At 42.7% G+C, this 20,603-nt stretch carries 19 protein-coding genes, 1 pseudogene and 1 riboswitch; of the genes and pseudogenes, 14 read left to right on the forward strand and 6 right to left on the reverse strand.

Features of this window, described 5'->3' with window-relative positions:
- Nucleotides 1-464: 464 nt before the first annotated feature.
- The 4 genes and pseudogenes from HT711_RS02115 to HT711_RS02130 all read left to right on the forward strand — a co-directional run bounded on the left by HT711_RS02115 (nt 465) and on the right by HT711_RS02130 (nt 3,389).
- Complete coding sequence (locus tag HT711_RS02115) at nt 465-908, forward strand: MarR family transcriptional regulator (RefSeq protein ID WP_173233251.1); 444 nt, start codon at nt 465-467, stop codon at nt 906-908.
- 34 nt (nt 909-942) lie between these two features.
- A pseudogene (locus tag HT711_RS02120) lies at nt 943-1,134 on the forward strand (polyketide cyclase); the annotation flags it as partial.
- A 13-nt stretch (nt 1,135-1,147) separates the two neighbouring features.
- The gene (locus HT711_RS02125; RefSeq protein WP_112443807.1) at nt 1,148-1,876 is read left to right on the forward strand and encodes an ABC transporter ATP-binding protein; all 729 of its coding nucleotides are present in this window, start codon (nt 1,148-1,150) and stop codon (nt 1,874-1,876) included.
- A complete protein-coding gene (locus HT711_RS02130) occupies nt 1,869-3,389 on the forward strand; it encodes an ABC transporter permease/substrate-binding protein (protein WP_112443808.1) in 1,521 nt (506 codons plus the stop codon). The genes HT711_RS02125 and HT711_RS02130 overlap by 8 nt, the downstream gene beginning before the upstream one ends.
- 149 nt (nt 3,390-3,538) lie before the next feature.
- Here the strand turns inward: HT711_RS02130 and HT711_RS02135 are convergent, their stop codons facing one another.
- On the reverse strand, nt 3,539-4,075 hold the full coding sequence (locus tag HT711_RS02135; RefSeq protein WP_173219655.1) for a TetR/AcrR family transcriptional regulator: 537 nt from the start codon (nt 4,073-4,075) through the stop codon (nt 3,539-3,541).
- A gap of 132 nt (nt 4,076-4,207) precedes the next feature.
- Between HT711_RS02135 and HT711_RS02140 the strand changes: the two genes are divergently transcribed.
- Entirely contained in the window at nt 4,208-5,065 is an 858-nt protein-coding gene (locus HT711_RS02140; protein ID WP_173213145.1) for a cation diffusion facilitator family transporter, read from the forward strand.
- A 61-nt stretch (nt 5,066-5,126) separates the two neighbouring features.
- Here HT711_RS02140 and galR read toward each other — a convergent pair whose 3' ends face one another.
- Complete coding sequence (gene galR / locus HT711_RS02145) at nt 5,127-6,131, reverse strand: DNA-binding transcriptional regulator GalR (protein WP_173219652.1); 1,005 nt, start codon at nt 6,129-6,131, stop codon at nt 5,127-5,129.
- 163 nt (nt 6,132-6,294) lie between these two features.
- Between galR and HT711_RS02150 the strand changes: the two genes are divergently transcribed.
- The 3 genes from HT711_RS02150 to HT711_RS02160 all read left to right on the forward strand — a co-directional run bounded on the left by HT711_RS02150 (nt 6,295) and on the right by HT711_RS02160 (nt 9,447).
- Entirely contained in the window at nt 6,295-7,473 is a 1,179-nt protein-coding gene (locus tag HT711_RS02150) for a galactokinase (RefSeq protein ID WP_173219649.1), read from the forward strand.
- An 18-nt stretch (nt 7,474-7,491) separates the two neighbouring features.
- Nucleotides 7,492-8,973, forward strand: coding sequence for a UDP-glucose--hexose-1-phosphate uridylyltransferase (locus HT711_RS02155; protein ID WP_173233291.1), 1,482 nt, complete (start codon nt 7,492-7,494; stop codon nt 8,971-8,973).
- 69 nt (nt 8,974-9,042) lie between these two features.
- Nucleotides 9,043-9,447, forward strand: coding sequence for a PaaI family thioesterase (locus tag HT711_RS02160; protein WP_173233247.1), 405 nt, complete (start codon nt 9,043-9,045; stop codon nt 9,445-9,447).
- 32 nt (nt 9,448-9,479) lie between these two features.
- Here HT711_RS02160 and HT711_RS02165 read toward each other — a convergent pair whose 3' ends face one another.
- From HT711_RS02165 to HT711_RS02180, 4 genes are all read right to left on the reverse strand, one after another.
- Complete coding sequence (locus HT711_RS02165; RefSeq protein ID WP_004256021.1) at nt 9,480-10,742, reverse strand: nucleobase:cation symporter-2 family protein; 1,263 nt, start codon at nt 10,740-10,742, stop codon at nt 9,480-9,482.
- The gene (locus HT711_RS02170) at nt 10,742-11,323 is read right to left on the reverse strand and encodes a xanthine phosphoribosyltransferase (RefSeq protein WP_000770415.1); all 582 of its coding nucleotides are present in this window, start codon (nt 11,321-11,323) and stop codon (nt 10,742-10,744) included. Before HT711_RS02170 ends, HT711_RS02165 begins: the two co-directional genes overlap by 1 nt.
- Before the next feature lie 326 nt (nt 11,324-11,649).
- A riboswitch (purine riboswitch) is annotated at nt 11,650-11,745 on the reverse strand.
- Between the two features lie 215 nt (nt 11,746-11,960).
- On the reverse strand, nt 11,961-12,347 hold the full coding sequence (locus HT711_RS02175; protein WP_112443817.1) for a VOC family protein: 387 nt from the start codon (nt 12,345-12,347) through the stop codon (nt 11,961-11,963).
- Between the two features lie 11 nt (nt 12,348-12,358).
- A complete protein-coding gene (locus HT711_RS02180) occupies nt 12,359-13,186 on the reverse strand; it encodes an exodeoxyribonuclease III (RefSeq protein WP_173233245.1) in 828 nt (275 codons plus the stop codon).
- Nucleotides 13,187-13,319: 133 nt separating this feature from the next.
- On the opposite strand from HT711_RS02180, the gene HT711_RS02185 reads away from it, so the two are divergent.
- The 6 genes from HT711_RS02185 (at nt 13,320) to HT711_RS02210 (ending at nt 20,237) form a co-directional block, all read left to right on the forward strand.
- Nucleotides 13,320-13,775 carry a DUF3290 family protein gene (locus HT711_RS02185; protein ID WP_173233243.1) on the forward strand — a complete coding sequence of 152 codons (456 nt, stop codon included), beginning with the start codon at nt 13,320-13,322 and terminating at the stop codon, nt 13,773-13,775.
- Entirely contained in the window at nt 13,772-14,407 is a 636-nt protein-coding gene (locus tag HT711_RS02190; RefSeq protein WP_173233241.1) for a DUF421 domain-containing protein, read from the forward strand. The genes HT711_RS02185 and HT711_RS02190 overlap by 4 nt, the downstream gene beginning before the upstream one ends.
- A gap of 207 nt (nt 14,408-14,614) precedes the next feature.
- Complete coding sequence (locus tag HT711_RS02195; RefSeq protein WP_173233239.1) at nt 14,615-16,360, forward strand: ABC transporter transmembrane domain-containing protein; 1,746 nt, start codon at nt 14,615-14,617, stop codon at nt 16,358-16,360.
- Nucleotides 16,350-18,092 carry an ABC transporter ATP-binding protein gene (locus HT711_RS02200; protein WP_173249711.1) on the forward strand — a complete coding sequence of 581 codons (1,743 nt, stop codon included), beginning with the start codon at nt 16,350-16,352 and terminating at the stop codon, nt 18,090-18,092. Before HT711_RS02195 ends, HT711_RS02200 begins: the two co-directional genes overlap by 11 nt.
- A gap of 183 nt (nt 18,093-18,275) precedes the next feature.
- Entirely contained in the window at nt 18,276-18,968 is a 693-nt protein-coding gene (locus tag HT711_RS02205; RefSeq protein ID WP_000922211.1) for a sugar transferase, read from the forward strand.
- A 42-nt stretch (nt 18,969-19,010) separates the two neighbouring features.
- Nucleotides 19,011-20,237, forward strand: a complete 1,227-nt coding sequence (locus HT711_RS02210; RefSeq protein WP_173249712.1) for a DegT/DnrJ/EryC1/StrS aminotransferase family protein — start codon at nt 19,011-19,013, stop codon at nt 20,235-20,237.
- The last annotated feature ends 366 nt before the right edge of the window (nt 20,238-20,603 follow it).

A 20,603-nucleotide genomic window follows, 5' to 3' on the forward strand; every position in this document is an offset into this window, starting at 1 on the left:
CTTCAAACCACGTCAGCGTCGCCTTACCGTATATATGTGACTGACTTNNAGCAACCTGCGGCTAGTTTGCTCTTTGATTTTCATTGAGTATAAATACGAACAAATTGATTGGGAAATTCAAATCGCTTTCTATCAATGTTTTAGAAGATACAGTGCCCTAGTCCAACTTCAATATACTATAAAAGAACAGATGGAAGCAATTATGATTTACTTCTATCTTTAAAATAAATTGTCTGATAGGAAAAACGTGTCCCCTCATAAAATATAGGATAGTACGGATGAAAGGCTTTTGTAGACTGGAGGACGAGGGAGTTTAGAAACTCTCGTTAAAAGTTAGTTGAGCCGGAGTATGGTGGTGTGAATCATTAACAAAAATTATTTCTATATCGAAATAGTTGACAGTTGAAAGAACAAGTGTTACAATTATTCTATTCATTTCGATATGGAAATAAATTGGAGGTGTTATGAAAGATAGTCATTTGCTAGCCCATCATATTCGTTTGTTGAATGGGCGGATTTTTCAAAAGTTACTGAGTCAAGACCCTGAAGCTCTTTATAGGGGTGAACAGGGCAAGATTTTAGCGGTTTTATGGAATAGTGAAACTGGCTGTGCAACTGCGACAGATATTGCGCTTGCGACTGGGCTTGCGAATAATACGCTGACGACTATGATAAAAAAGCTAGAGGAACAAAAACTTGTAATTGTTAGTCCGTGTGGAAAAGACAAGCGTAAGAAGTATTTAGTTTTAACGGAGTTGGGCAAGTCCCAGAAAGAAGTGGGACATCGTGTCAGTCAGAAATTGGATACGGTTTTTTACAAAGGTTTTTCAGAGGAAGAAATTCGGCAATTTGAATCCTTTCAAGAAAGAATTTTGGCTAATCTGAAAGAGAAGGCAAATGAGGATTAAAATAGATCAAATTAGCTGTTTATAAGTAAATGCCACTTTTGACTTTGTTTTCCAACTCTTAGGACAAGGAAACTATGTGGTTAGCTATGGTCAGACTCAGATTGATTGCCTTGCCTATGCCCAGTACGATATCTTCCGTCTAGAAAACGGGAAAATTGTGGAGCATTGGGACAATAAGGAAGTCATGCCTAAGGTAGAAGACTTGACCAATCGAGGGAAGTTTTAAATGAGGACAAAGAATGATTGAATACAAAAATGTAGCTTTACGTTACACAGAAAAAGATGTCTTGAGAGATGTCAATTTACGGATTGAGAATGGGGAATTTATGGTTTTAGTTGGTCCATCTGGCTCAGGTAAGACGACCATGATTAAGATGATTAACCGTCTCTTGGAACCGACTGATGGAAATATTTATATGGATGGCAAGCGCATCAAAGACTATGATGAGCGTGAACTTCGTCTTTCTACTGGTTATGTTTTACAGGCTATTGCTCTCTTTCCCAATCTAACGGTCGCGGAAAATATTGCCCTGATTCCTGAGATGAAGGGCTGGACTAAGGAAGAAATTGCTCAGAAAACAGAAGAGCTTTTGGCAAAGGTTGGTTTACCAGTAGCTGAGTATGGGCATCGTTTGCCTAGTGAATTATCTGGTGGAGAACAGCAACGGGTCGGTATTGTTCGTGCTATGATTGGTCAGCCTAAGATTCTCCTCATGGATGAACCTTTTTCAGCCTTGGATGCTATTTCGAGAAAACAGTTGCAGATTCTGACAAAAGAATTGCATAAAGAGTTTGGAATGACAACTATTTTTGTAACCCATGATACGGATGAAGCTCTGAAATTGGCGGACCGTATTGCTGTCTTGCAGGATGGAGAGATTCGTCAGGTGGCGAATCCCGAGACGATTTTAAAAGCTCCTGCCACAGAATTTGTAGCAGACTTGTTTGGAGGTAGTGTTCATGACTAATTTAATTGCAACTTTTCAGGATCGTTTTAGTGATTGGTTGACAGCTCTATCTCAACATTTGCAGTTGTCACTTTTGACCTTGTTGCTGGCTATCTTTATAGCGATTCCCTTGGCTGTTTATCTTCGTTATCATGAGAAATTGGCGGATTGGGTCTTGCAGCTTGCAGGGATTTTCCAGACTATCCCGTCACTGGCCTTGTTGGGGCTCTTTATCCCCTTGATGGGAATTGGAACCTTGCCGGCTTTGACAGCTCTGGTGATCTATGCGATTTTCCCGATTTTGCAAAATACCATCACTGGACTCAAGGGAATTGATCCGAGTCTGCAAGAGGCTGGGATTGCCTTTGGGATGACTAGATGGGAACGTCTCAAGAAGTTTGAAATTCCACTTGCCATGCCTGTTATCATGTCTGGGATTCGGACAGCAGCAGTATTGGTTATCGGTACAGCAACCTTGGCGGCCTTGATTGGTGCAGGGGGGCTGGGTTCCTTTATCCTTTTGGGAATTGACCGTAATAATGCCAGTCTAATTTTGATTGGGGCACTTTCTTCTGCAGTGCTGGCCATTGCCTTTAACTTCCTACTAAAAGTGATGGAAAAAGCAAAATTGCGGATGATTTTTTCTGGTTTTGCCTTGGTGGCAATATTGCTCGGTCTATCTTATAGTCCAGCCCTCTTAGTTCAAAAAGAGAAAGAGAACTTGATCATTGCTGGGAAATTGGGACCGGAACCAGAAATTTTGGCCAATATGTATAAGTTGCTGATTGAAGAAAATACCAGTATGACCGCGACTGTTAAACCGAATTTTGGGAAGACAAGTTTCCTTTATGAAGCTCTGAAAAAAGGTGATATTGACATCTATCCTGAATTTACTGGTACGGTGACTGAAAGTTTACTTCAACCATCACCGAAAGTAAGTCATGAGCCAGAGCAGGTTTATAATGTGGCGCGTGATGGCATTGCCAAACAGGATCATCTAGCCTATCTCAAACCCATGTCTTATCAAAATACCTATGCTGTAGCTGTTCCGAAAAAGATTGCTCAAGAATATGGCTTGAAGACCATTTCGGACTTGAAAAAAGTGGAAGGGCAGTTGAAGGCAGGCTTTACACTTGAGTTTAATGACCGTGAAGATGGAAATAAGGGCTTGCAATCAATGTATGGTCTCAAGCTTAATGTAGCGACCATGGAGCCAGCCCTTCGCTATCAGGCAATTCAGTCAGGTGATATTCAAATCACGGATGCCTATTCGACTGATGCGGAATTGGCACGTTATGATTTACAGGTATTGGAAGATGACAAACAACTCTTCCCACCTTATCAAGGGGCTCCACTAATGAAAGAAGCTCTTCTCAAGAAACATCCAGAGTTGGAAACGGTTCTCAATAAATTGGCTGGTAAAATTACTGAAAGCCAGATGAGCCAGCTCAACTACCAAGTCGGTGTTGAAGGCAAGTCAGCAGAACAAGTAGCCAAGGAATTTCTACAAGAACAAGGTTTGTTGAAGAAATGATGGGGCAGAGACTTTAAGCATACTGAACTAAACTTCCTTAAACGACTATAGAAAAGAATGCTCAGACAATGTCGTCTGGGCTTTTTGATTATTGAAAAGATAAGAAACTCAGTAGCCTAGAAATAAGGCAACCGAGCTTTAATCTGTATTCAATTTTTAGGAATGAGAAGGTCTAGATAAAATTGGACAACTTCCTGTTCTGTGAAATCTTGCCCTTTTTTGAGCCACCAGGTCAATGTCTCGATAAAGTTGGATACGATTAAGTGTTGGAGGTAAGAAGTAGGCAGACTCGGGTGAGATTCTTTTAAATCATCAGCCATCACGGAATAGACATGGTGTTCTAGCTCTTTATGGAGTTGACGGAGGAAGTAGTCATTTTTGGAAAATAGCAGACTGGTGATATGGTCTTGGTTTTTCTGAAAATGCAGAAAGAGGTGGGCGAGATAGTCCACGGTAGAAACGGATTGCTCTCTTTCAAAGAGGTGATGGAAGAGGTGGCGGCAAAGCTCGTCCAGAAGTAGTTCCTTACTCTCATAGTGACAGTAAAAGGTGGAACGTCCTACATCTGCGAGATCAATGATATCCTGAACTGTAGTGGCTTCGTACCCCTTATCGTTCAAAAGTTGTAGAAAAGCTTGATAGATGGCTTTTTTGGTTTTGCTGATACGGCGGTCAATGTTAGTCATATGGACACTTGAGGCAAATTGTTCAGAACTGAATAAAGCTGACGTTTTGCTTCTATCCTTTCTTTGAATTTTAGTGGATAATGATAATGAACAAGGTGTTCATAAATTTATTATAACAAAGGAATGAGAAAGATGAAGGCAAAATATACTGTTTGGGTAGCTTTTTTCTTAAATTTAAGCTATGCCATTGTTGAGTTTATCGCAGGAGGAATCTTTGGTTCGAGTGCTGTTCTTGCTGATTCTGTCCATGACTTGGGAGATGCTATAGCCATTGGCATATCGGCCTTTTTAGAAACAATCTCTAATCGTGAAGAAGACAGCCACTATACCTTGGGCTACAAGCGTTTTAGCCTTTTAGGGGCCATGGTAACGGCTGTGATTCTTATGACAGGGTCCGTTTTGGTCATTTTGGAAAATATAGCGAAAATCTTTCATCCACAACCGGTCAATGATGAGGGGATTCTCTGGTTAGGAATTATTGCGATTACTATCAATGTGCTAGCGAGTCTCGTCATTCGCAAAGGACAAACCAAGAACGAATCCATTCTCAGCCTGCACTTTCTGGAAGATACCTTGGGTTGGGTGACTGTCATCCTGATGGGCATTGTTCTTCGATTTACCGATTGGTATATCTTGGATCCGCTCTTGTCTCTTGTTATTTCCTTCTTTATTCTGTCAAAAGCCCTTCCACGTTTTTGGAGAACGCTCAAGATATTCCTCGATGCAGTGCCAGAAGGAGTAGATATCCAGAAGATCAAGACGGATTTAGCAGAATTGGACCATGTCGCTAGTATCAATCAGCTTAATCTCTGGACTATGGATGGTTTGGAAAAAAATGCCATTGTCCATGTTTGTTTAAAAGAGATGGAGCATATGGAAACTTGTAAAGAATCTATTCGAATTTTCCTCAAAGATTGTGGCTTTCAAAATATTACCATTGAAGTTGATGCAGACCTAGAAAGTCACCAAGCACATAAGCGAAAGGTGTGAGTTGGAGCGGAATCATAGAGATTATTAGAGAAACAGCCTTGCTAGAGGTCGTTTTGTAATCCTAATCATTCTTTGTACTCTCTCTCAATGTCAGTCTGGTTCCCAGCATGGTTAGGCTAGGGATTTTGCGACCGTGGAGTACTTCCTTATTAAGAATATCCATACCTGCTCGGCCCATTTCTTCGGTATAGACGGTGATGCTAGATAGGGGAGGATAGACCTGTTTGGTCAGGCTAGTGTCGTTGAATGAAATAAGGCTGACGCGGTCTGGCAGGCTGATTCCAGCTTCTTGGAGAGCACGGAGGGCACCGATAGCTAAACTATCGCTAGCTGCAAAAAATGCTGGTGGGAGTTGATCTCCTAAGCTCTGAATGGCCTCCTTCATCAAGTCATAACCAGACTGGGCAGTAAAGCTTCCTTGAAAGACCAGTTCATCATGATAGATTCCTTTTGCTTGACTGTAGTTTCTGAAATTTTCCAGCCGCTTGTCCTCAATGATTTCTTCTTGGTCAGTTGTTTCTTCAAGGCCTGTTAGAATCCCAATGCGATTCAACCCTTGACTGAGGAAATAATCGACAACCTGTTTCATGGCAGTGTAAAAGTCCGTGATAATGCAGGTATGTCCTAGTGAAAGAGTATCACTGTCTAGAAAGACAAGAGGCTTTTGGTATTCTTCAAAGGCAGAAATCTGAGCTCGACTAAACTTTCCGATGCAGAGAATCCCAATCACTTCCTCGCTTAGTGTAAAAGGATGGTCATTAAAATAGCGCAAGATATCATAGTCCAACTCTTGGGCTCTTTTTTCAATACCCAAGCGAATCTGGTAGTAGTAGAGGTCGTCCAGCTCTCCTTGTTCACTGACCCATTGGATAATGGCAATCTTTTGCTTGGGTTTGTGGGACTCGCCTGTCTTGAGGTGCTTGGTGTAGCCCAGCTCTTCAGCAACGGTTAAAATACGGTGCCTGGTTTCTTCTGTAACAGATAGGCTCTGGTCGCGGTTTAGGACACGGGATACGGTCGCGATAGAGACAGAGGCTAGCTGTGCAATGTCTTTTAAGGTAGCCATAAATCCTCCTTTTTAAGGTTAGTATATCATATTTTTCTGCCTTTTACTGATATTTTAGTAAAATTTTAGTAAAAAGGATTGACCTTGGGAAATCCCTTGGATACAATAGAAGAAAACGATTACACGTTAAGGTGACTTAACGGACAGTCAAAGGAGAATTCATATGACACAAGATCTTACTGCTGAAGCTCTTCGTAAAGACTTTCTTGCTGTTTTTGGTCAAGAAGCAGACCAAACCTTCTTTTCACCAGGTCGTATCAACTTGATTGGTGAACATACAGACTACAACGGTGGACACGTTTTTCCAGCTGCTATTTCCTTAGGAACTTATGGGGCTGCTCGCAAACGTGATGATCAAGTCTTGCGTTTCTACTCAGCTAACTTTGAGGACAAGGGTATTATCGAAGTGCCTCTCGCTGACCTCAAGTTTGAAAAAGAGCACAACTGGACCAACTATCCAAAAGGGGTCCTTCATTTCTTGCAAGAAGCTGGACATGTGATTGACAAAGGTTTTGATTTTTATGTTTATGGGAATATCCCAAATGGTGCTGGATTATCTTCTTCAGCATCATTGGAACTCTTGACAGGAGTCGTGGCAGAGCATCTCTTTGATTTAAAATTAGAGCGTCTCGATTTGGTTAAAATTGGAAAACAAACAGAAAATAACTTTATCGGAGTGAATTCTGGTATTATGGACCAGTTTGCTATCGGTATGGGGGCTGACCAACGTGCTATTTACTTAGACACTAACACTTTAGAGTATGACTTGGTGCCACTTGATTTGAAGGACAATGTCGTTGTTATCATGAACACCAATAAACGCCGTGAATTGGCGGATTCTAAATACAATGAACGTCGTGCTGAATGTGAAAAAGCAGTGGAAGAATTGCAAGCAGCCTTAGATATTCAGACCTTGGGTGAATTGGATGAGTGGGCCTTTGACCAATATAGCTATCTGATTAAAGATGAAAATCGTTTGAAACGTGCTCGTCATGCAGTGCTTGAAAACCAACGTACCCTCAAAGCTCAAGCAGCCCTCCAAGCAGGAGATTTGGAAACATTTGGTCGCTTGATGAATGCGTCACACGTTTCCCTAGAGTATGACTATGAAGTAACTGGCGTGGAATTAGATACCCTTGTTCACACAGCTTGGGCTCAAGCAGGTGTTCTCGGTGCTCGTATGACAGGGGCAGGTTTTGGCGGATGTGCCATTGCCTTGGTGCAAAAAGATGCTGTTGATGCCTTTAAGGAAGCTGTAGGCAAACACTACGAGGAAGTAGTTGGATACGCTCCAAGTTTCTATATCGCTGAAGTTGCAGGTGGCACTCGCGTCCTTGACTAGTCAAAAGGAGGCTTTATGGTGACCTTAGTAGATAAATTTGTAACACATGTCATTTCTGAAAGTTCATTTGAGGAAATGGATCGAATCTACCTGACCAATCGTGTCTTGGCACGAGTGGGAGACGGTGTTTTGGAAGTTGAGACGGATCTGGATAAAGTGATTGACCTCAAGGACCAGCTGGTTGAGGAAGCCGTTCGATTAGAGACGATTGAAGATAGTCAGACTGCGCGTGAAATCCTTGGTGCTGAACTGATGGATTTGGTGACTCCTTGTCCGAGTCAGGTCAATCTTGACTTTTGGACAACCTATGCCCACTCTCCTGAGCAAGCGATAGCGGATTTCTACCAACTCAGTCAGAAGAATGACTACATCAAACTCAAGGCCATTGCTAAGAACATTGCTTATCGTGTTCCATCTGATTACGGTGAACTTGAAATTACCATCAACCTCTCTAAGCCTGAAAAGGATCCTAAAGAGATTGCGGCAGCCAAGTTGGTGCAAGCTAGTAATTATCCTCAGTGTCAACTTTGTTTAGAGAATGAGGGCTACCATGGTCGGGTCAACCACCCAGCCCGCAGCAACCACCGGATTATCCGTTTTGAAATGGCTGGTCAGGAATGGGGCTTCCAGTATTCGCCCTATGCTTACTTTAATGAGCATTGTATTTTCTTAGATGGCCAGCATCGTCCCATGGCCATTAGTCGTCAGAGTTTTGAACGTCTTCTTGCTATCGTAGAGCAGTTTCCAGGATATTTTGCTGGCTCTAATGCCGACCTGCCGATTGTTGGGGGCTCCATTTTAACTCATGATCATTATCAGGGAGGCCGTCACGTATTTCCTATGGAATTGGCTCCCTTGCAAAAGACTTTCTCTTTTACTGGTTTTGAGCAGGTCAAGGCTGGGATTGTCAAGTGGCCAATGTCAGTGTTGCGTTTGACTTCGGCTTCCAAAGAAGATTTGATCAACTTAGCTGACAAGATTTTGCAGGAATGGCGCCAGTATTCAGATCCAAGGGTGCAAGTCTTGGCAGAAAGTAATGGAACACCACACCATACAATTACACCCATTGCCCGCAAACGCGATGGACAGTTTGAGTTGGACTTGGTCTTGCGGGACAATCAGACTTCTGCAGAACATCCTGATGGCATCTATCATCCTCACAAGGATGTCCAACATATCAAGAAGGAAAATATCGGCTTGATTGAGGTCATGGGCTTGGCAATCTTGCCACCACGTCTGAAAGAAGAAGTGGAGCAAGTCGCTAGCTATCTTGTAGGAGAAACTGTTACAGTTGCCGATTATCATCAGGAATGGGCAGACCAACTTAGAGCCCAATATCCAGACATAACAGATAAAGAAAAAGCCCTTGAAATCGTCAAGGACTCTGTTGGTGCTATCTTTGCACGTGTGCTTGAGGACGCAGGAGTCTACAAGCAGACAGAACAAGGACAGGCAGCCTTTATGCGCTTTGTGGAGCAGGTCGGAATTTTGTCAGACTAGGAGCTTTCTCCTTGCACAGTCCTATAAAAAGTAGTATCATAGTGTCGTTTGAAATATCAGGAGGAAACGATGAAAGACTTTCATTTTGACGCTATATCTGCCTTTGAAAATTACGAAATTGAACAAATGAGAGATGGTCACGTTGTGGTGACGACCAAAGTAGTGGACTCGTCGCTCAACTACTATGGCTATGCCCATGGTGGCTATCTCTTTACCCTTTGCGACCAGATTAGTGGTTTGGTGCTCATCTCGCTAGGACTAGACGTAGTGACGCTTCAATCCTCTATCAACTATCTCAAGGCAGGAAAACTCGACGATGTGCTGACTATTAAAGGAAAGTGTGTCCATCAAGGTCGCACAACCTGTGTCGTGGATGTGGATATCACCAATCAAGAGGGCAGAAATGTCTGCAAAGCAACATTTACCATGTTTGTCACAGGCCAGCGGTCAGAAGATAGACAGGTAAGGATATAGAGAAACAAAAAAGAGGCTTACACCTCTTTTTCTTATTTCTTTTTATGATTTAATACGGCATTGAGGACAATGGCGAGGAGGCTGGCTACGACGATTCCGTTTGAGAAGAACATTTGGAAGGCTGTCGGCATGCTGACAAAGAGATTACTGTTGTTGAGTCCGACACCTGCAGCGATGGATACAGCTGCGATAAGGAAGTTGTGTTCATTGTTAGCAAAGTCAACACGAGCGAGGATTTGCATCCCTTGAATAGATACAAAACCAAACATCACCAGCATAGCACCACCGAGGACAGGGCTTGGAATGATTTGGGCAAGGGCGCCAAACTTAGGAAGGAGTCCAAGGAGAACTAGGAAACCAGCTGCGTAGTAGATTGGCAGGCGAGTTTTAATGCCTGACAATTTAACCAAACCAACGTTTTGTGAAAATCCTGTGTACGGGAAGGTGTTAAAGATTCCTCCGAGAAGTACGGCCAAGCCTTCTGCGCGGTAACCGTTGCGCAGGCGCGTGCTGTCGATTGGGTCTTTTGTGATATCAGATAAGGCCAGATAAACACCAGTCGACTCAACCATAGACACCGTTGCGATGATACACATCATGACAATAGATGAGATTTCAAAGGTTGGCATCCCAAAGTAGAGTGGAGTTGGGACATGGACAAGTGGTGCTGCTGCAACAGGAGAGAAGTCAACCAAGCCCATGCTAGCAGCAATGGCAGTTCCAACAACTAGACCAATCAAAATAGAGATAGACTTGATAAATCCTTTGGTAAAGATGTTAATCAAGAGAATAATCAAGACAGTGATAGCTGCAAGCAAGAGACTTTGACCAGTTGGCTCTGGAACGTTATTTCCCATATTTCCAATAGCAACAGGAATCAAGGTTAAACCAATAGTGGTAATAACAGATCCTGTTACGATAGATGGGAAGAGATTGGCAACTTTTGAGAAGATACCTGAAACAAGAACCACGTAAATCCCTGATGCGATAAGGGCACCAAACATAGCGCCACTACCATGGCTTTGTCCAATCATAATCAAGGGAGCGACTGATTGGAAGGCAACTCCGAGAACGACTGGTAGCCCAATCCCAAAGTATTTGTTGAGTTGGAGTTGGAGGAAAGTTGCCACCCCACACATGAAGATATCTGTAGAAATCAGGTAGGTCAATTGCTCAGTTGAATAGCCAAGGGCTGTCGCAATCATGATGGGAACCAGGATAGATCCTGAGTACATGGCTAGTAAGTGCTGCAAGCCAAGAACGGCTGCTTGTGAATGTTTTTCTTGAGTTTGCATTAGAGATCTGCCTCCTTAAATACGACTTGACCATTTTCAAAACGATCCAAACGAGCGAGTGATAGAACAGGGTAGCCTGCTTTTTCAAGCAAATCACGGCCATCTTGGAAGGATTTTTCAATCACAATACCGATAGCTTCGACTGTGGCACCAGCTTGTTCGATGATTTGAATCAAGCCTTTAGCAGCTTGGCCATTAGCAAGGAAGTCGTCGATAATCAAAACCTTGTCCTCTGGTGAGAGGAATTTTCCAGCGATAGAAACGGTGCTGGTTACCTGCTTGGTAAAGGAGTAAACTTCGGCAGTTAAGATTCCTTCGTTCATAGTGATGTTTTTAGCTTTTTTAGCGAAAATCATGGGAACGTTTAAGGCTTCAGCTGTAAAAACGGCTGGGGCAATACCAGACGCTTCAATGGTTACGACCTTGGTAATGCCAGCAGAAGCAAATTTTTCCGCAAAAACCTTACCAATCTCTCTCATCAAGCTAAAGTCAACTTGGTGGGTTAAAAAGGAATCCACCTTGAGGATGTTATCACCCAAGATATGCCCATCCTTGAGGATGCGCTCTTCTAATAATTTCATAAGACCTCCTAAAGTCTAAAAGCCAGTTTACTTGTTGGTTAAATGTTTCTATGGGGATCCAGTTTGCTAGTACTATATATTTGATAAAACTAGTACGAGCGAAGCGAGTCTTATCAAATATTTCCCGTTGTAGTGGTATCATAGACAATAAGTTTGTTATTGTCTATGACGGAATTTTTGAGACTTTTGGCTCAAAAATTAGGGATGAAATTCCGAAGGAAGTTGCTCCCGTCCGCACTAATTAAGGGAAATATTAAAAATATTCAAAAAGGACCTACTTAATCTCTAAGTAAGTCCCCCAAATAGGCATGGCAAAAACGACCATACCTCACTTCTGACTTACTTATTGTTAGGTGTTCCGGCACCTTGTAGAAACGTCGTGCCAATTCACGACATAAACAAGTAAAATGATATTCAATTTCAAATAGGCTTGAGCCAATGTTTTTATTTTACACTAAATAACTTTAGAAATCAAATATTTTGTTAGTGTTTTGGTTTGAAAAACGAACAAATATAATAAAAAAAGGCAAGAATTAACTTATTGACTAACATTTAGAAGGTTTTTCCATCATAAAAGGCATATTATCAAGATTTTTCAAGACTTGACAATATGCCTTTTTCTTCAGTCTTTATGTTTCTACTCGCTAAATCTTAAAAAATAGCCATCTGGATCCAAAACTGCAAATTCATGAGGATAGATATATTGTTCGCCAACTCGAAATTCTCTTTTAGTCAAAGGACGATGAATAGGATAGTTAGACTCGATTACTTTCTGATAGAGTCGAGGAACATCTGCAATGCCAAAGGAAATATTGACACCGCGCCCGAAAGGATAGGTCAGCTGAGCTAATTCTTCTGCGCTGCCTTCTTCTAGCATAAGTTGGCAGTCTTCAAGCGAGAGGAAGAGAAATTTCTCCTCTGGACGCTCGTATTCGACAGAAAATCCCAGCAAGTCGCAGTAGAAGTGGCGTGATTTTTCGATGTCAGATACTACAAATTCAGGAATGACGGCTTGATAGTCCATTCGTTTTCTCCTTAGAGTTCAATCTCCAAGACAATGGGTGTATGGTCTTGACGAGCTCCTGAGTCAATCATATCAGACTTGGTCACCTTGTCAGCCACGCGGTTGCTTGTCAGCCAGTAGTCGATTCTCCAGCCTGTATTGTTGATTTTAGAAGTCTTACTGCGTTGTGCCCACCAAGTGTAGCGTTCTGGAACATCGCCGTGAATATGGCGGAAGGTGTCGGTAAATCCAGTTGCCAAGAGGTTGGTAAATCCAGCACGTTCCTCGTCGGTAAATCCTGGTGAACGGCGGTTGCTAGCAGGATTTGCAAGGTCGATTTCATTGTGGGCAACGTTGTAATCACCGGTCGCAAGAACTGGTTTTTCTTTGTCTAGTTCAGCCAAGTACTCAGCATATTTGACATCCCAGACTTGGCGTTCTTCCAAGCGTTTGAGACCATCACCAGCATTTGGTGTGTAAACCTGGGTCACGAAAAATTTATCAAATTCCAAAGTGATGATGCGGCCTTCCAAGTCCATGGTAGAAGGGGCACCGATTTCTGGGAAAGTGACAGTAGGTGTGAGTTCTTTCTTATAGAGGAACATAGTACCAGCATAGCCTTTGCGGGCAGGTTCTTGAGAAGAGCGCCACGTGTTTTCGTAGCCTGGGAAGAGTTCTTCTAAAATTTCCAAGTGTTTCTTTGTAGGCCCTTTGGCAGAAAGCTTGGTTTCTTGGATAGCGATAATATCAGCATTTTCAGCGACCAAGGTTTGTAGGACTTCTTGGGACAATTTGGCACGAGCTGAATCACTAGTTAGGGCAGCGTTTAGGGAATCAATATTCCATGAGATAAGTTTCATAAAGTTACCTTTTTCATTCAGATTATAGATTTTATTATACCAAAAAAAGGTCTATTTCCCCAACGTATGGTTTGAAAAATCACCCTCTTTCGTTTATAATGAAGAATGATTTTATGAAAAGGAGTGAAAATAAATGAAATTTTACTCATATGACTATGTGCTTAGCCAAATCAGTCAACAAAATGGAATCATGATTGGCTTTGGGATTGTGCTCCTAGCTATCACAGGATTTTTTGCTTTTAAGGCTTATCGTGATAAAAAGGGAACTAAATTTCGTGAATTGGTCATGATTTTGGCCTTGACTTTAGTAGCCATGCTTTTGGTGACGATTTCAAAATATCAGACCGATCAAGCCTCTAACACTCAATTTCAAACTTCACTTCATTTCATAGAGGTTGTTTCCAAAGACTTGGGAGTGGATAAATCAGAAGTTTACGTCAATACTTCAGCTGCCACTGATGGAGCGCTTGTCAAGGTCGGTTCAAATTTCTACCGTGCTATAAACGGAAGTGACCCAGACAAGTATCTTTTAGAAAAATTAGAATTGAATCAAACAGACGCTATTGAATTGGTGGAGGTAAACAAATGACACTCAACTATTTGGAAATTTTAATCAAACTGGCCTTGGGTCTTTTCTCGCTTGTTTTTGTTATCAATGTGACAGGAAAGGGGAATCTAGCACCTAACTCTGCGACAGACCAAATTCAGAACTATGTTCTTGGTGGTATCATCGGTGGGGTGATTTACAATAGTTCAATTAGTATTCTCCAGTACGCAGTGATTTTGATGATGTGGACGATTTTGGTTTTGACACTCAAGTGGCTCAATAACAATGTTCGTTTTGTCAAACACTTGATTGATGGAAAACCAACTCTCCTCATCAAAAATGGGCAGATTGACCCAGAAGCCTGTCGTTCAGTTGGCTTGTCTGCGGCAGATGTTGCTCTCAAACTTCGTAGCCAAGGGATTTTCCAGATGAAACAGGTCAAACGAGCTGTGCAGGAGCAAAATGGCCAACTCATCGTGGTCCAAATGGGAGATGAAAATCCTAAGTATCCAGTTGTAACTGACGGTGTGATCCAAGTGGACGTCTTGGAAACGATTGGCCGTAGCGAAGAGTGGTTGCTTGATAACCTCAACAAGCAAGGACATGACAATGTAGCCAATATCTTTATCGCTGAGTATGACAAGGGTGCTGTTACAGTTGTAACCTATGAATAAGAAAAACCTGGGGTCTTGTACTCTTCAAAAATCTCTTCAAACTGCGTCAACGTCGCCTTGCCGTATGTATATGTTACTGACTTCGTCAGTTCTATCTACAACCTCAAAGCAGTGCTTTGAGCAGCCTGCGGCTAGTTTCCTAGTTTGCTCTTTGATTTTTATTGAGTATTGGCCTCAGGTTTCCATTTGCAATCAGAAAGGGATTTTATGTCCATTATTCAAAAACTTTGGTGGTTTTTCAAGTTAGAAAAACGCCGTTATCTAGTCGGAATTGTGGCCCTGGTCTTGGTTTCCGTCCTCAATCTCATTCCACCTATGGTTATGGGGCGGGTTATTGATGCCATTACTTCGGAGCAATTAACTCAGCAGGACCTCCTTCTTGACCTATTTTATTTGCTACTTGCGGCCTTTGGGATGTACTATCTGCGCTATGTTTGGCGTATGTATATCCTCGGGACTTCCTACCGTTTGGGACAGATTATGCGGTCTCGCTTGTTTGAGCATTTCACTAAGATGTCTCCAGCCTTTTATCAGACCTATCGGACAGGGGACTTGATGGCACACGCAACCAATGATATCAATGCCCTAACGCGTCTGGCAGGGGGTGGTGTTATGTCAGCGGTGGATGCCTCTATCACGGCGCTGGTGACTTTGCTGACCATGCTCTTTAGCATTTCATGGCAGATGACCTTGGTTGCCATTCTTCCCCTGCCTTTCATGGCTTATGCGACCAGTCGTCTAGGGAGAAAGACCCACAAGGCCTTTGGCGAATCCCAAGCTGCCTTTTCCGAACTTAATAACAAGGTACAGGAGTCCGTATCAGGTATCAAAGTGACCAAGTCCTTCGGTTATCAGGTGGACGAGTTGAAATCCTTTCAGGCAGTCAATGAATTGACCTTCCAAAAGAACCTCCAAACCATGAAATACGATAGTCTCTTTGACCCCATGGTTCTCTTGTTTGTTGGTTCCTCCTATGTGTTAACGCTCTTGGTCGGCTCCTTGATGGTTCAGGAAGGGCAGATTACAGTTGGGAATTTAGTTACCTTTATCAGTTATTTGGATATGTTGGTCTGGCCTCTTATGGCTATTGGTTTCCTCTTTAATATCACTCAGCGAGGGAAGGTTTCTTATCAGCGGATTGAGGAACTTTTGTATCAGGAATCACCTGTACAAGACCCTGAGTTACCTTTAGATGGTATCGAAAATGGGCGTTTGGAGTACGCTATTGACAGCTTTGCCTTTGAAAATGAGGAAACACTGACGGATATTCACTTTAGTTTGGAAAAAGGGCAAACTCTGGGCTTGGTTGGTCAGACAGGCTCTGGAAAAACGTCCTTGATCAAACTTCTCTTGCGTGAATATGATGTGGACAAGGGAGCCATTTATCTAAATGGCCACGATATTCGTGACTATCGTCTGACAGTTCTTCGTAGTCTCATGGGCTATGTTCCTCAGGATCAGTTTCTCTTTGCGACTTCTATCTTAGACAATATCCGCTTTGGCAATCCTAACTTGTCCCTTTCAGCAGTCGAGGAGGCGACGAAGCTAGCCCAAGTTTACCAAGACATTGTAGCCATGCCTCAGGGATTTGATACGTTGATTGGTGAAAAAGGAGTCAGTCTTTCTGGAGGTCAAAAGCAGCGTCTGGCCATGAGTCGAGCTATGATTTTAGACCCTGACATTTTGATTTTGGATGATTCTTTGTCCGCCGTGGATGCCAAGACAGAGTATGCCATCATCGACAACCTCAAGGAGACGCGAAAGGACAAAACAACCATTATCACTGCCCATCGCCTCAGTGCAGTTGTTCATGCAGATCTGATATTGGTTCTGCAAAATGGTCAAATTATCGAACGTGGTACGCACAAAGACTTGCTAGCCCTAGATGGCTGGTATGCCCAAACCTACCAGTCTCAGCAGTTGGAAATGAAAGGAGAAGAAGATGCAGAATAAACAAGAACAATGGGCTGTATTGAAGCGCTTGATGTCCTATCTCAAGCCTTATGGACTCCTTACCTTTTTGGCACTCAGTTTTCTCCTAGCGACTACGGTCATCAAAAGTGTCATTCCCCTTGTGGCTTCCCACTTTATCGACCAGTATCTCAGCAATCTCAACCACCTCGCCGTGACCGTTTTGCTGGCCTACTATGGCCTTTATATCCTACAAACTCTGGTCCAGTATGTCGGCAATCTTCTCTTTGCGCGCGTGTCTTACAGTATTGTTAGGGATATTCGTAGCGATGCCTTTGCCAATATGGAGAAGCTGGGCATGTCTTATTTTGACAAGACGCCAGCAGGCTCCATTGTCTCTCGTTTGACAAATGACACCGAGACCATCAGTGATATGTTTTCGGGGATTTTATCTAGCTTTATCTCAGCAGTTTTCATCTTTCTGACAACTCTTTATACCATGTTGGTGTTGGATTTTCGTTTGACAGCATTAGTCTTGCTCTTTCTCCCCTTGATTTTCCTTTTGGTCAATCTCTATCGGAAAAAATCAGTGAAAATCATTGAGAAAACCAGAAGTCTCTTGTCAGATATCAACAGCAAGCTGGCTGAAAACATCGAGGGAATCAGAATAATCCAGGCCTTTAATCAAGAGAAGCGCCTGCAGGCAGAATTTGATGAGATCAACCAAGAACACTTGGTCTATGCCTACCGTTCTGTAGCCTTGGATGCCCTCTTTTTGCGCCCTGCCATGAGTTTACTGAAACTCCTAGGATATGCAGTTTTAATGGCCTATTTTGGCTATCGTGGACTTTATTTGGGAATAACAGCAGGAACCATGTATGCCTTTATCCAGTATATCAATCGTCTCTTTGACCCCTTGATTGAAGTAACGCAAAACTTTTCAACCCTGCAAACGTCTATGGTGTCTGCAGGCCGTGTCTTTGCCCTGATAGACGAGAGTACCTATGAACCTCTCCAAGAAAATGGGCAGGCTAAAGTCAAAGAAGGCAATATCCGTTTTGAACATGTGTGTTTTTCTTATGATGGGAAACATCCGATTCTGGATGATATTTCCTTCTCCGTTAATAAGGGTGAGACCATTGCCTTTGTGGGGCATACAGGTTCTGGGAAATCTTCTATTATCAATGTCCTCATGCGCTTTTATGAATTCCAGTCAGGGCGAATTCTCTTGGATGATGTGGATATCAGGGATTTCAGTCAGGAAGAGCTGAGAAAAAACATTGGTCTGGTCTTGCAGGAACCCTTTCTTTATCACGGGACTATCAAGTCCAATATCGCCATGTACCAAGAGATCAGTGATGAGCAGGTCCAGGATGCGGCAGCCTTCGTGGATGCAGATTCCTTTATTCAGGAACTTCCTTTGGGTTATGATTCCCCTGTTTCTGAGCGTGGCTCCAGTTTTTCAACTGGACAGCGCCAGCTTCTTGCCTTTGCTAGAACAGTCGCCAGTCAGCCTAAAATTCTGATTTTGGATGAAGCGACAGCCAATATTGACTCTGAAACAGAAAGTTTGGTTCAAGCTTCTCTGGCTAAGATGAGACAGGGACGGACAACCATTGCCATCGCTCACCGCCTTTCGACCATCCAAGACGCCAACTGTATTTATGTTTTGGATAAGGGACGCATTATCGAGAGTGGAACTCATGAGGAACTCTTGGCTTTGGGAGGAACCTACCACAAGATGTATAGCTTGCAGGCAGGGGCCATGGCCTAATACTCTTTGAAAATCTCTTCAAACTAGGTCATCTTTATCTGCAACCTAAAAGCTGTACTTTGATTTTCATTGAGTAAAAGAAGGAAATCCTTCAAATTACAGATTTCTTTCACCGCCTTTTCCATTTTGTGGTATAATGAAAAATGTTGACAAATAGTATAATAAAAACAAAGGAGAAACAGCATGCTGAAATGGGAAGACTTGCCCGTGGAAATGAAATCAAGCGAGGTTGAGTCTTACTACCAGCTTGTCTCTAAAAGGAAGGGTTCGCTGATTTTCAAACGTTGCTTGGACTGGGTTTTAGCCTTGGTTGTACTGGTTCTGACCTCTCCCATCTTTCTCATTTTGAGCATTTGGATCAAGTTGGATAGCAAGGGGCCAGTGATTTATAAGCAAGAGCGCGTGACCCAGTACAATCGATCTTTCAAGATTTGGAAGTTCCGTACCATGGTGACGGATGCGGATAAAAAAGGCAGTCTGGTGACTTCTGCTAACGATAGTCGCATTACCAAGGTTGGCAATTTCATCCGCCGTGTGCGTTTGGACGAACTGCCTCAGCTGGTCAATGTCCTTAAAGGCGAAATGTCCTTTGTCGGTACACGACCTGAAGTGCCACGCTACACTGAGCAGTATAGCCCTGAAATGATGGCGACCTTGCTCTTGCCAGCAGGAATTACCTCTCCAGCCAGCATCAACTACAAGGATGAGGATGCTATCATCAGTCAAATGACGGAGAAAGGTCTGTCAGTTGACCAAGCCTATGTCGAACACGTCCTTCCTGAAAAGATGCGCTATAACCTCGACTATCTCCGAGAATTTAGTTTCCTTGGAGACATCAAAATCATGTTTCAAACCGTGTTTGAAGTACTAAAATAAAGTAGTCATTAGAAAATGAGTACAGATAAAAGGAGCAAATCAATGCCAAATTACAATATTCCATTTTCACCACCTGATATTACGGAAGCAGAAATTGCTGAAGTAGCGGATACCCTGCGTTCTGGTTGGATCACAACAGGTCCTAAGACAAAAGAACTGGAGCGTCGTTTGTCTCAATACACACAGACGCCTAAGACTGTCTGCCTCAACTCTGCGACTGCCGCTCTTGAGTTGATTTTGCGCGTCTTGGAAGTGGGACCTGGTGACGAAGTCATCGTTCCAGCCATGACCTATACAGCTTCATGTAGTGTCATCACTCACGTAGGAGCAACCCCTGTCATGGTGGATATCCAAGCGGATACGTTTGAGATGGACTATGACCTGCTGGAGCAAGCTATCACTGAGAAAACTAAGGTGATCATCCCAGTAGAGCTCGCAGGGATTGTTTGCGACTATGACCGTTTGTTCCAAGTTGTGGAGAAAAAACGTGATCTCTTTACTGCGTCAAGCAAGTGGCAAAAAGCCTTTAACCGTATTGTGATTGTTTCTGATAGTGCCCATGCTTTGGGATCTACTTATAAAGGGAAACCAGCTGGTTCTATCGCTGACTTCACATCCTTCTCATTCCATGCTGTTAAGAATTTTACAACTGCAGAGGGTGGAAGCGCAACTTGGAAGACCAATCCAGCGATTGACGACGAAGAGATGTACAAGGAATTCCAAATTCTTTCCCTTCATGGTCAAACTAAGGATGCTCTTGCCAAGATGCAACTGGGCTCATGGGAATACGATATCGTCACACCAGCCTACAAGTGCAATATGACCGATATCATGGCGTCCCTTGGTCTGGTACAATTGGACCGTTACCCAAGTTTGCTTGGCCGTCGTAAGGATATCGTGGATCGCTATGATCGTGGTTTTGCAGGTTCTCTCATCCATCCTTTGGCACACAAGACTGAAACTGTCGAATCTTCACGCCACCTCTACATCACCCATGTAGATGGAGCGAGCTTAGAAGAACGCAATCTTATCATCCAAGAATTGGCTAAAGCAGGAATTGCAAGTAATGTGCACTACAAACCGCTTCCTCTGTTGACCGCCTACAAGAATCTTGGCTTTGATATAGCCAACTATCCTAAGGCCTATGCCTTCTTTGAAAATGAAATTACGCTCCCTCTTCACACTAAATTAAGCGATGAAGAAGTAGACTATATCATTGAGACTTTCAAAACAGTTTCTGAAAAAGTACTAGTTTCATCAAAAAAATGACAAACTACAGTCAAGTAATAGTGATTCTGTTTCTAAAAAGTCTAATTGAGTGTAAAACTGTTGTTTTCAATTGAAAGTCCTATAGTAAAATGAAATAAAAACAGGACAAATCAATCAGGATAGTCAAATTAATTTCTAGCAATATTTTAGAAGCAAAGGTGTACTCTTATAGTTTCAATATACTGTATGGTTTGAAATGAGATGTGAGCAATTTGGTGTAGCATTTAGAATTTTTATTAGGCATCATTTAGAAAATGTAGTGTCTTGTTCTAGTTTTCAATTCACCCTATTTTTTGAAAGACGCGAGTTTCCACGATGAGGTTGTGGAAACTCGCGTCTTTCTTTTTTGTTTTCAGAATATTGTTC

The organism is Streptococcus sp. 1032 (assembly GCF_013277015.1).
GTDB lineage: Bacteria > Bacillota > Bacilli > Lactobacillales > Streptococcaceae > Streptococcus.

Bases quoted from the DNA above. Each gene is read 5' to 3' on its own strand.
- HT711_RS02115 (WP_173233251.1), top strand. From the start codon at position 465: ATGAAAGATAGTCATTTGCTAGCCCATCATATTCGTTTGTTGAATGGG.
- HT711_RS02125 (WP_112443807.1), top strand. From the start codon at position 1,148: ATGATTGAATACAAAAATGTAGCTTTACGTTACACAGAAAAAGATGTC.
- HT711_RS02130 (WP_112443808.1), top strand. From the start codon at position 1,869: ATGACTAATTTAATTGCAACTTTTCAGGATCGTTTTAGTGATTGGTTG.
- HT711_RS02135 (WP_173219655.1), bottom strand. From the start codon at position 4,075: ATGACTAACATTGACCGCCGTATCAGCAAAACCAAAAAAGCCATCTAT.
- HT711_RS02140 (WP_173213145.1), top strand. From the start codon at position 4,208: ATGAAGGCAAAATATACTGTTTGGGTAGCTTTTTTCTTAAATTTAAGC.
- galR (WP_173219652.1), bottom strand. From the start codon at position 6,131: ATGGCTACCTTAAAAGACATTGCACAGCTAGCCTCTGTCTCTATCGCG.
- HT711_RS02150 (WP_173219649.1), top strand. From the start codon at position 6,295: ATGACACAAGATCTTACTGCTGAAGCTCTTCGTAAAGACTTTCTTGCT.
- HT711_RS02160 (WP_173233247.1), top strand. From the start codon at position 9,043: ATGAAAGACTTTCATTTTGACGCTATATCTGCCTTTGAAAATTACGAA.
- HT711_RS02165 (WP_004256021.1), bottom strand. From the start codon at position 10,742: ATGCAAACTCAAGAAAAACATTCACAAGCAGCCGTTCTTGGCTTGCAG.
- HT711_RS02170 (WP_000770415.1), bottom strand. From the start codon at position 11,323: ATGAAATTATTAGAAGAGCGCATCCTCAAGGATGGGCATATCTTGGGT.
- HT711_RS02175 (WP_112443817.1), bottom strand. From the start codon at position 12,347: ATGGACTATCAAGCCGTCATTCCTGAATTTGTAGTATCTGACATCGAA.
- HT711_RS02180 (WP_173233245.1), bottom strand. From the start codon at position 13,186: ATGAAACTTATCTCATGGAATATTGATTCCCTAAACGCTGCCCTAACT.
- HT711_RS02185 (WP_173233243.1), top strand. From the start codon at position 13,320: ATGAAATTTTACTCATATGACTATGTGCTTAGCCAAATCAGTCAACAA.
- HT711_RS02190 (WP_173233241.1), top strand. From the start codon at position 13,772: ATGACACTCAACTATTTGGAAATTTTAATCAAACTGGCCTTGGGTCTT.
- HT711_RS02195 (WP_173233239.1), top strand. From the start codon at position 14,615: ATGTCCATTATTCAAAAACTTTGGTGGTTTTTCAAGTTAGAAAAACGC.
- HT711_RS02200 (WP_173249711.1), top strand. From the start codon at position 16,350: ATGCAGAATAAACAAGAACAATGGGCTGTATTGAAGCGCTTGATGTCC.
- HT711_RS02205 (WP_000922211.1), top strand. From the start codon at position 18,276: ATGCTGAAATGGGAAGACTTGCCCGTGGAAATGAAATCAAGCGAGGTT.
- HT711_RS02210 (WP_173249712.1), top strand. From the start codon at position 19,011: ATGCCAAATTACAATATTCCATTTTCACCACCTGATATTACGGAAGCA.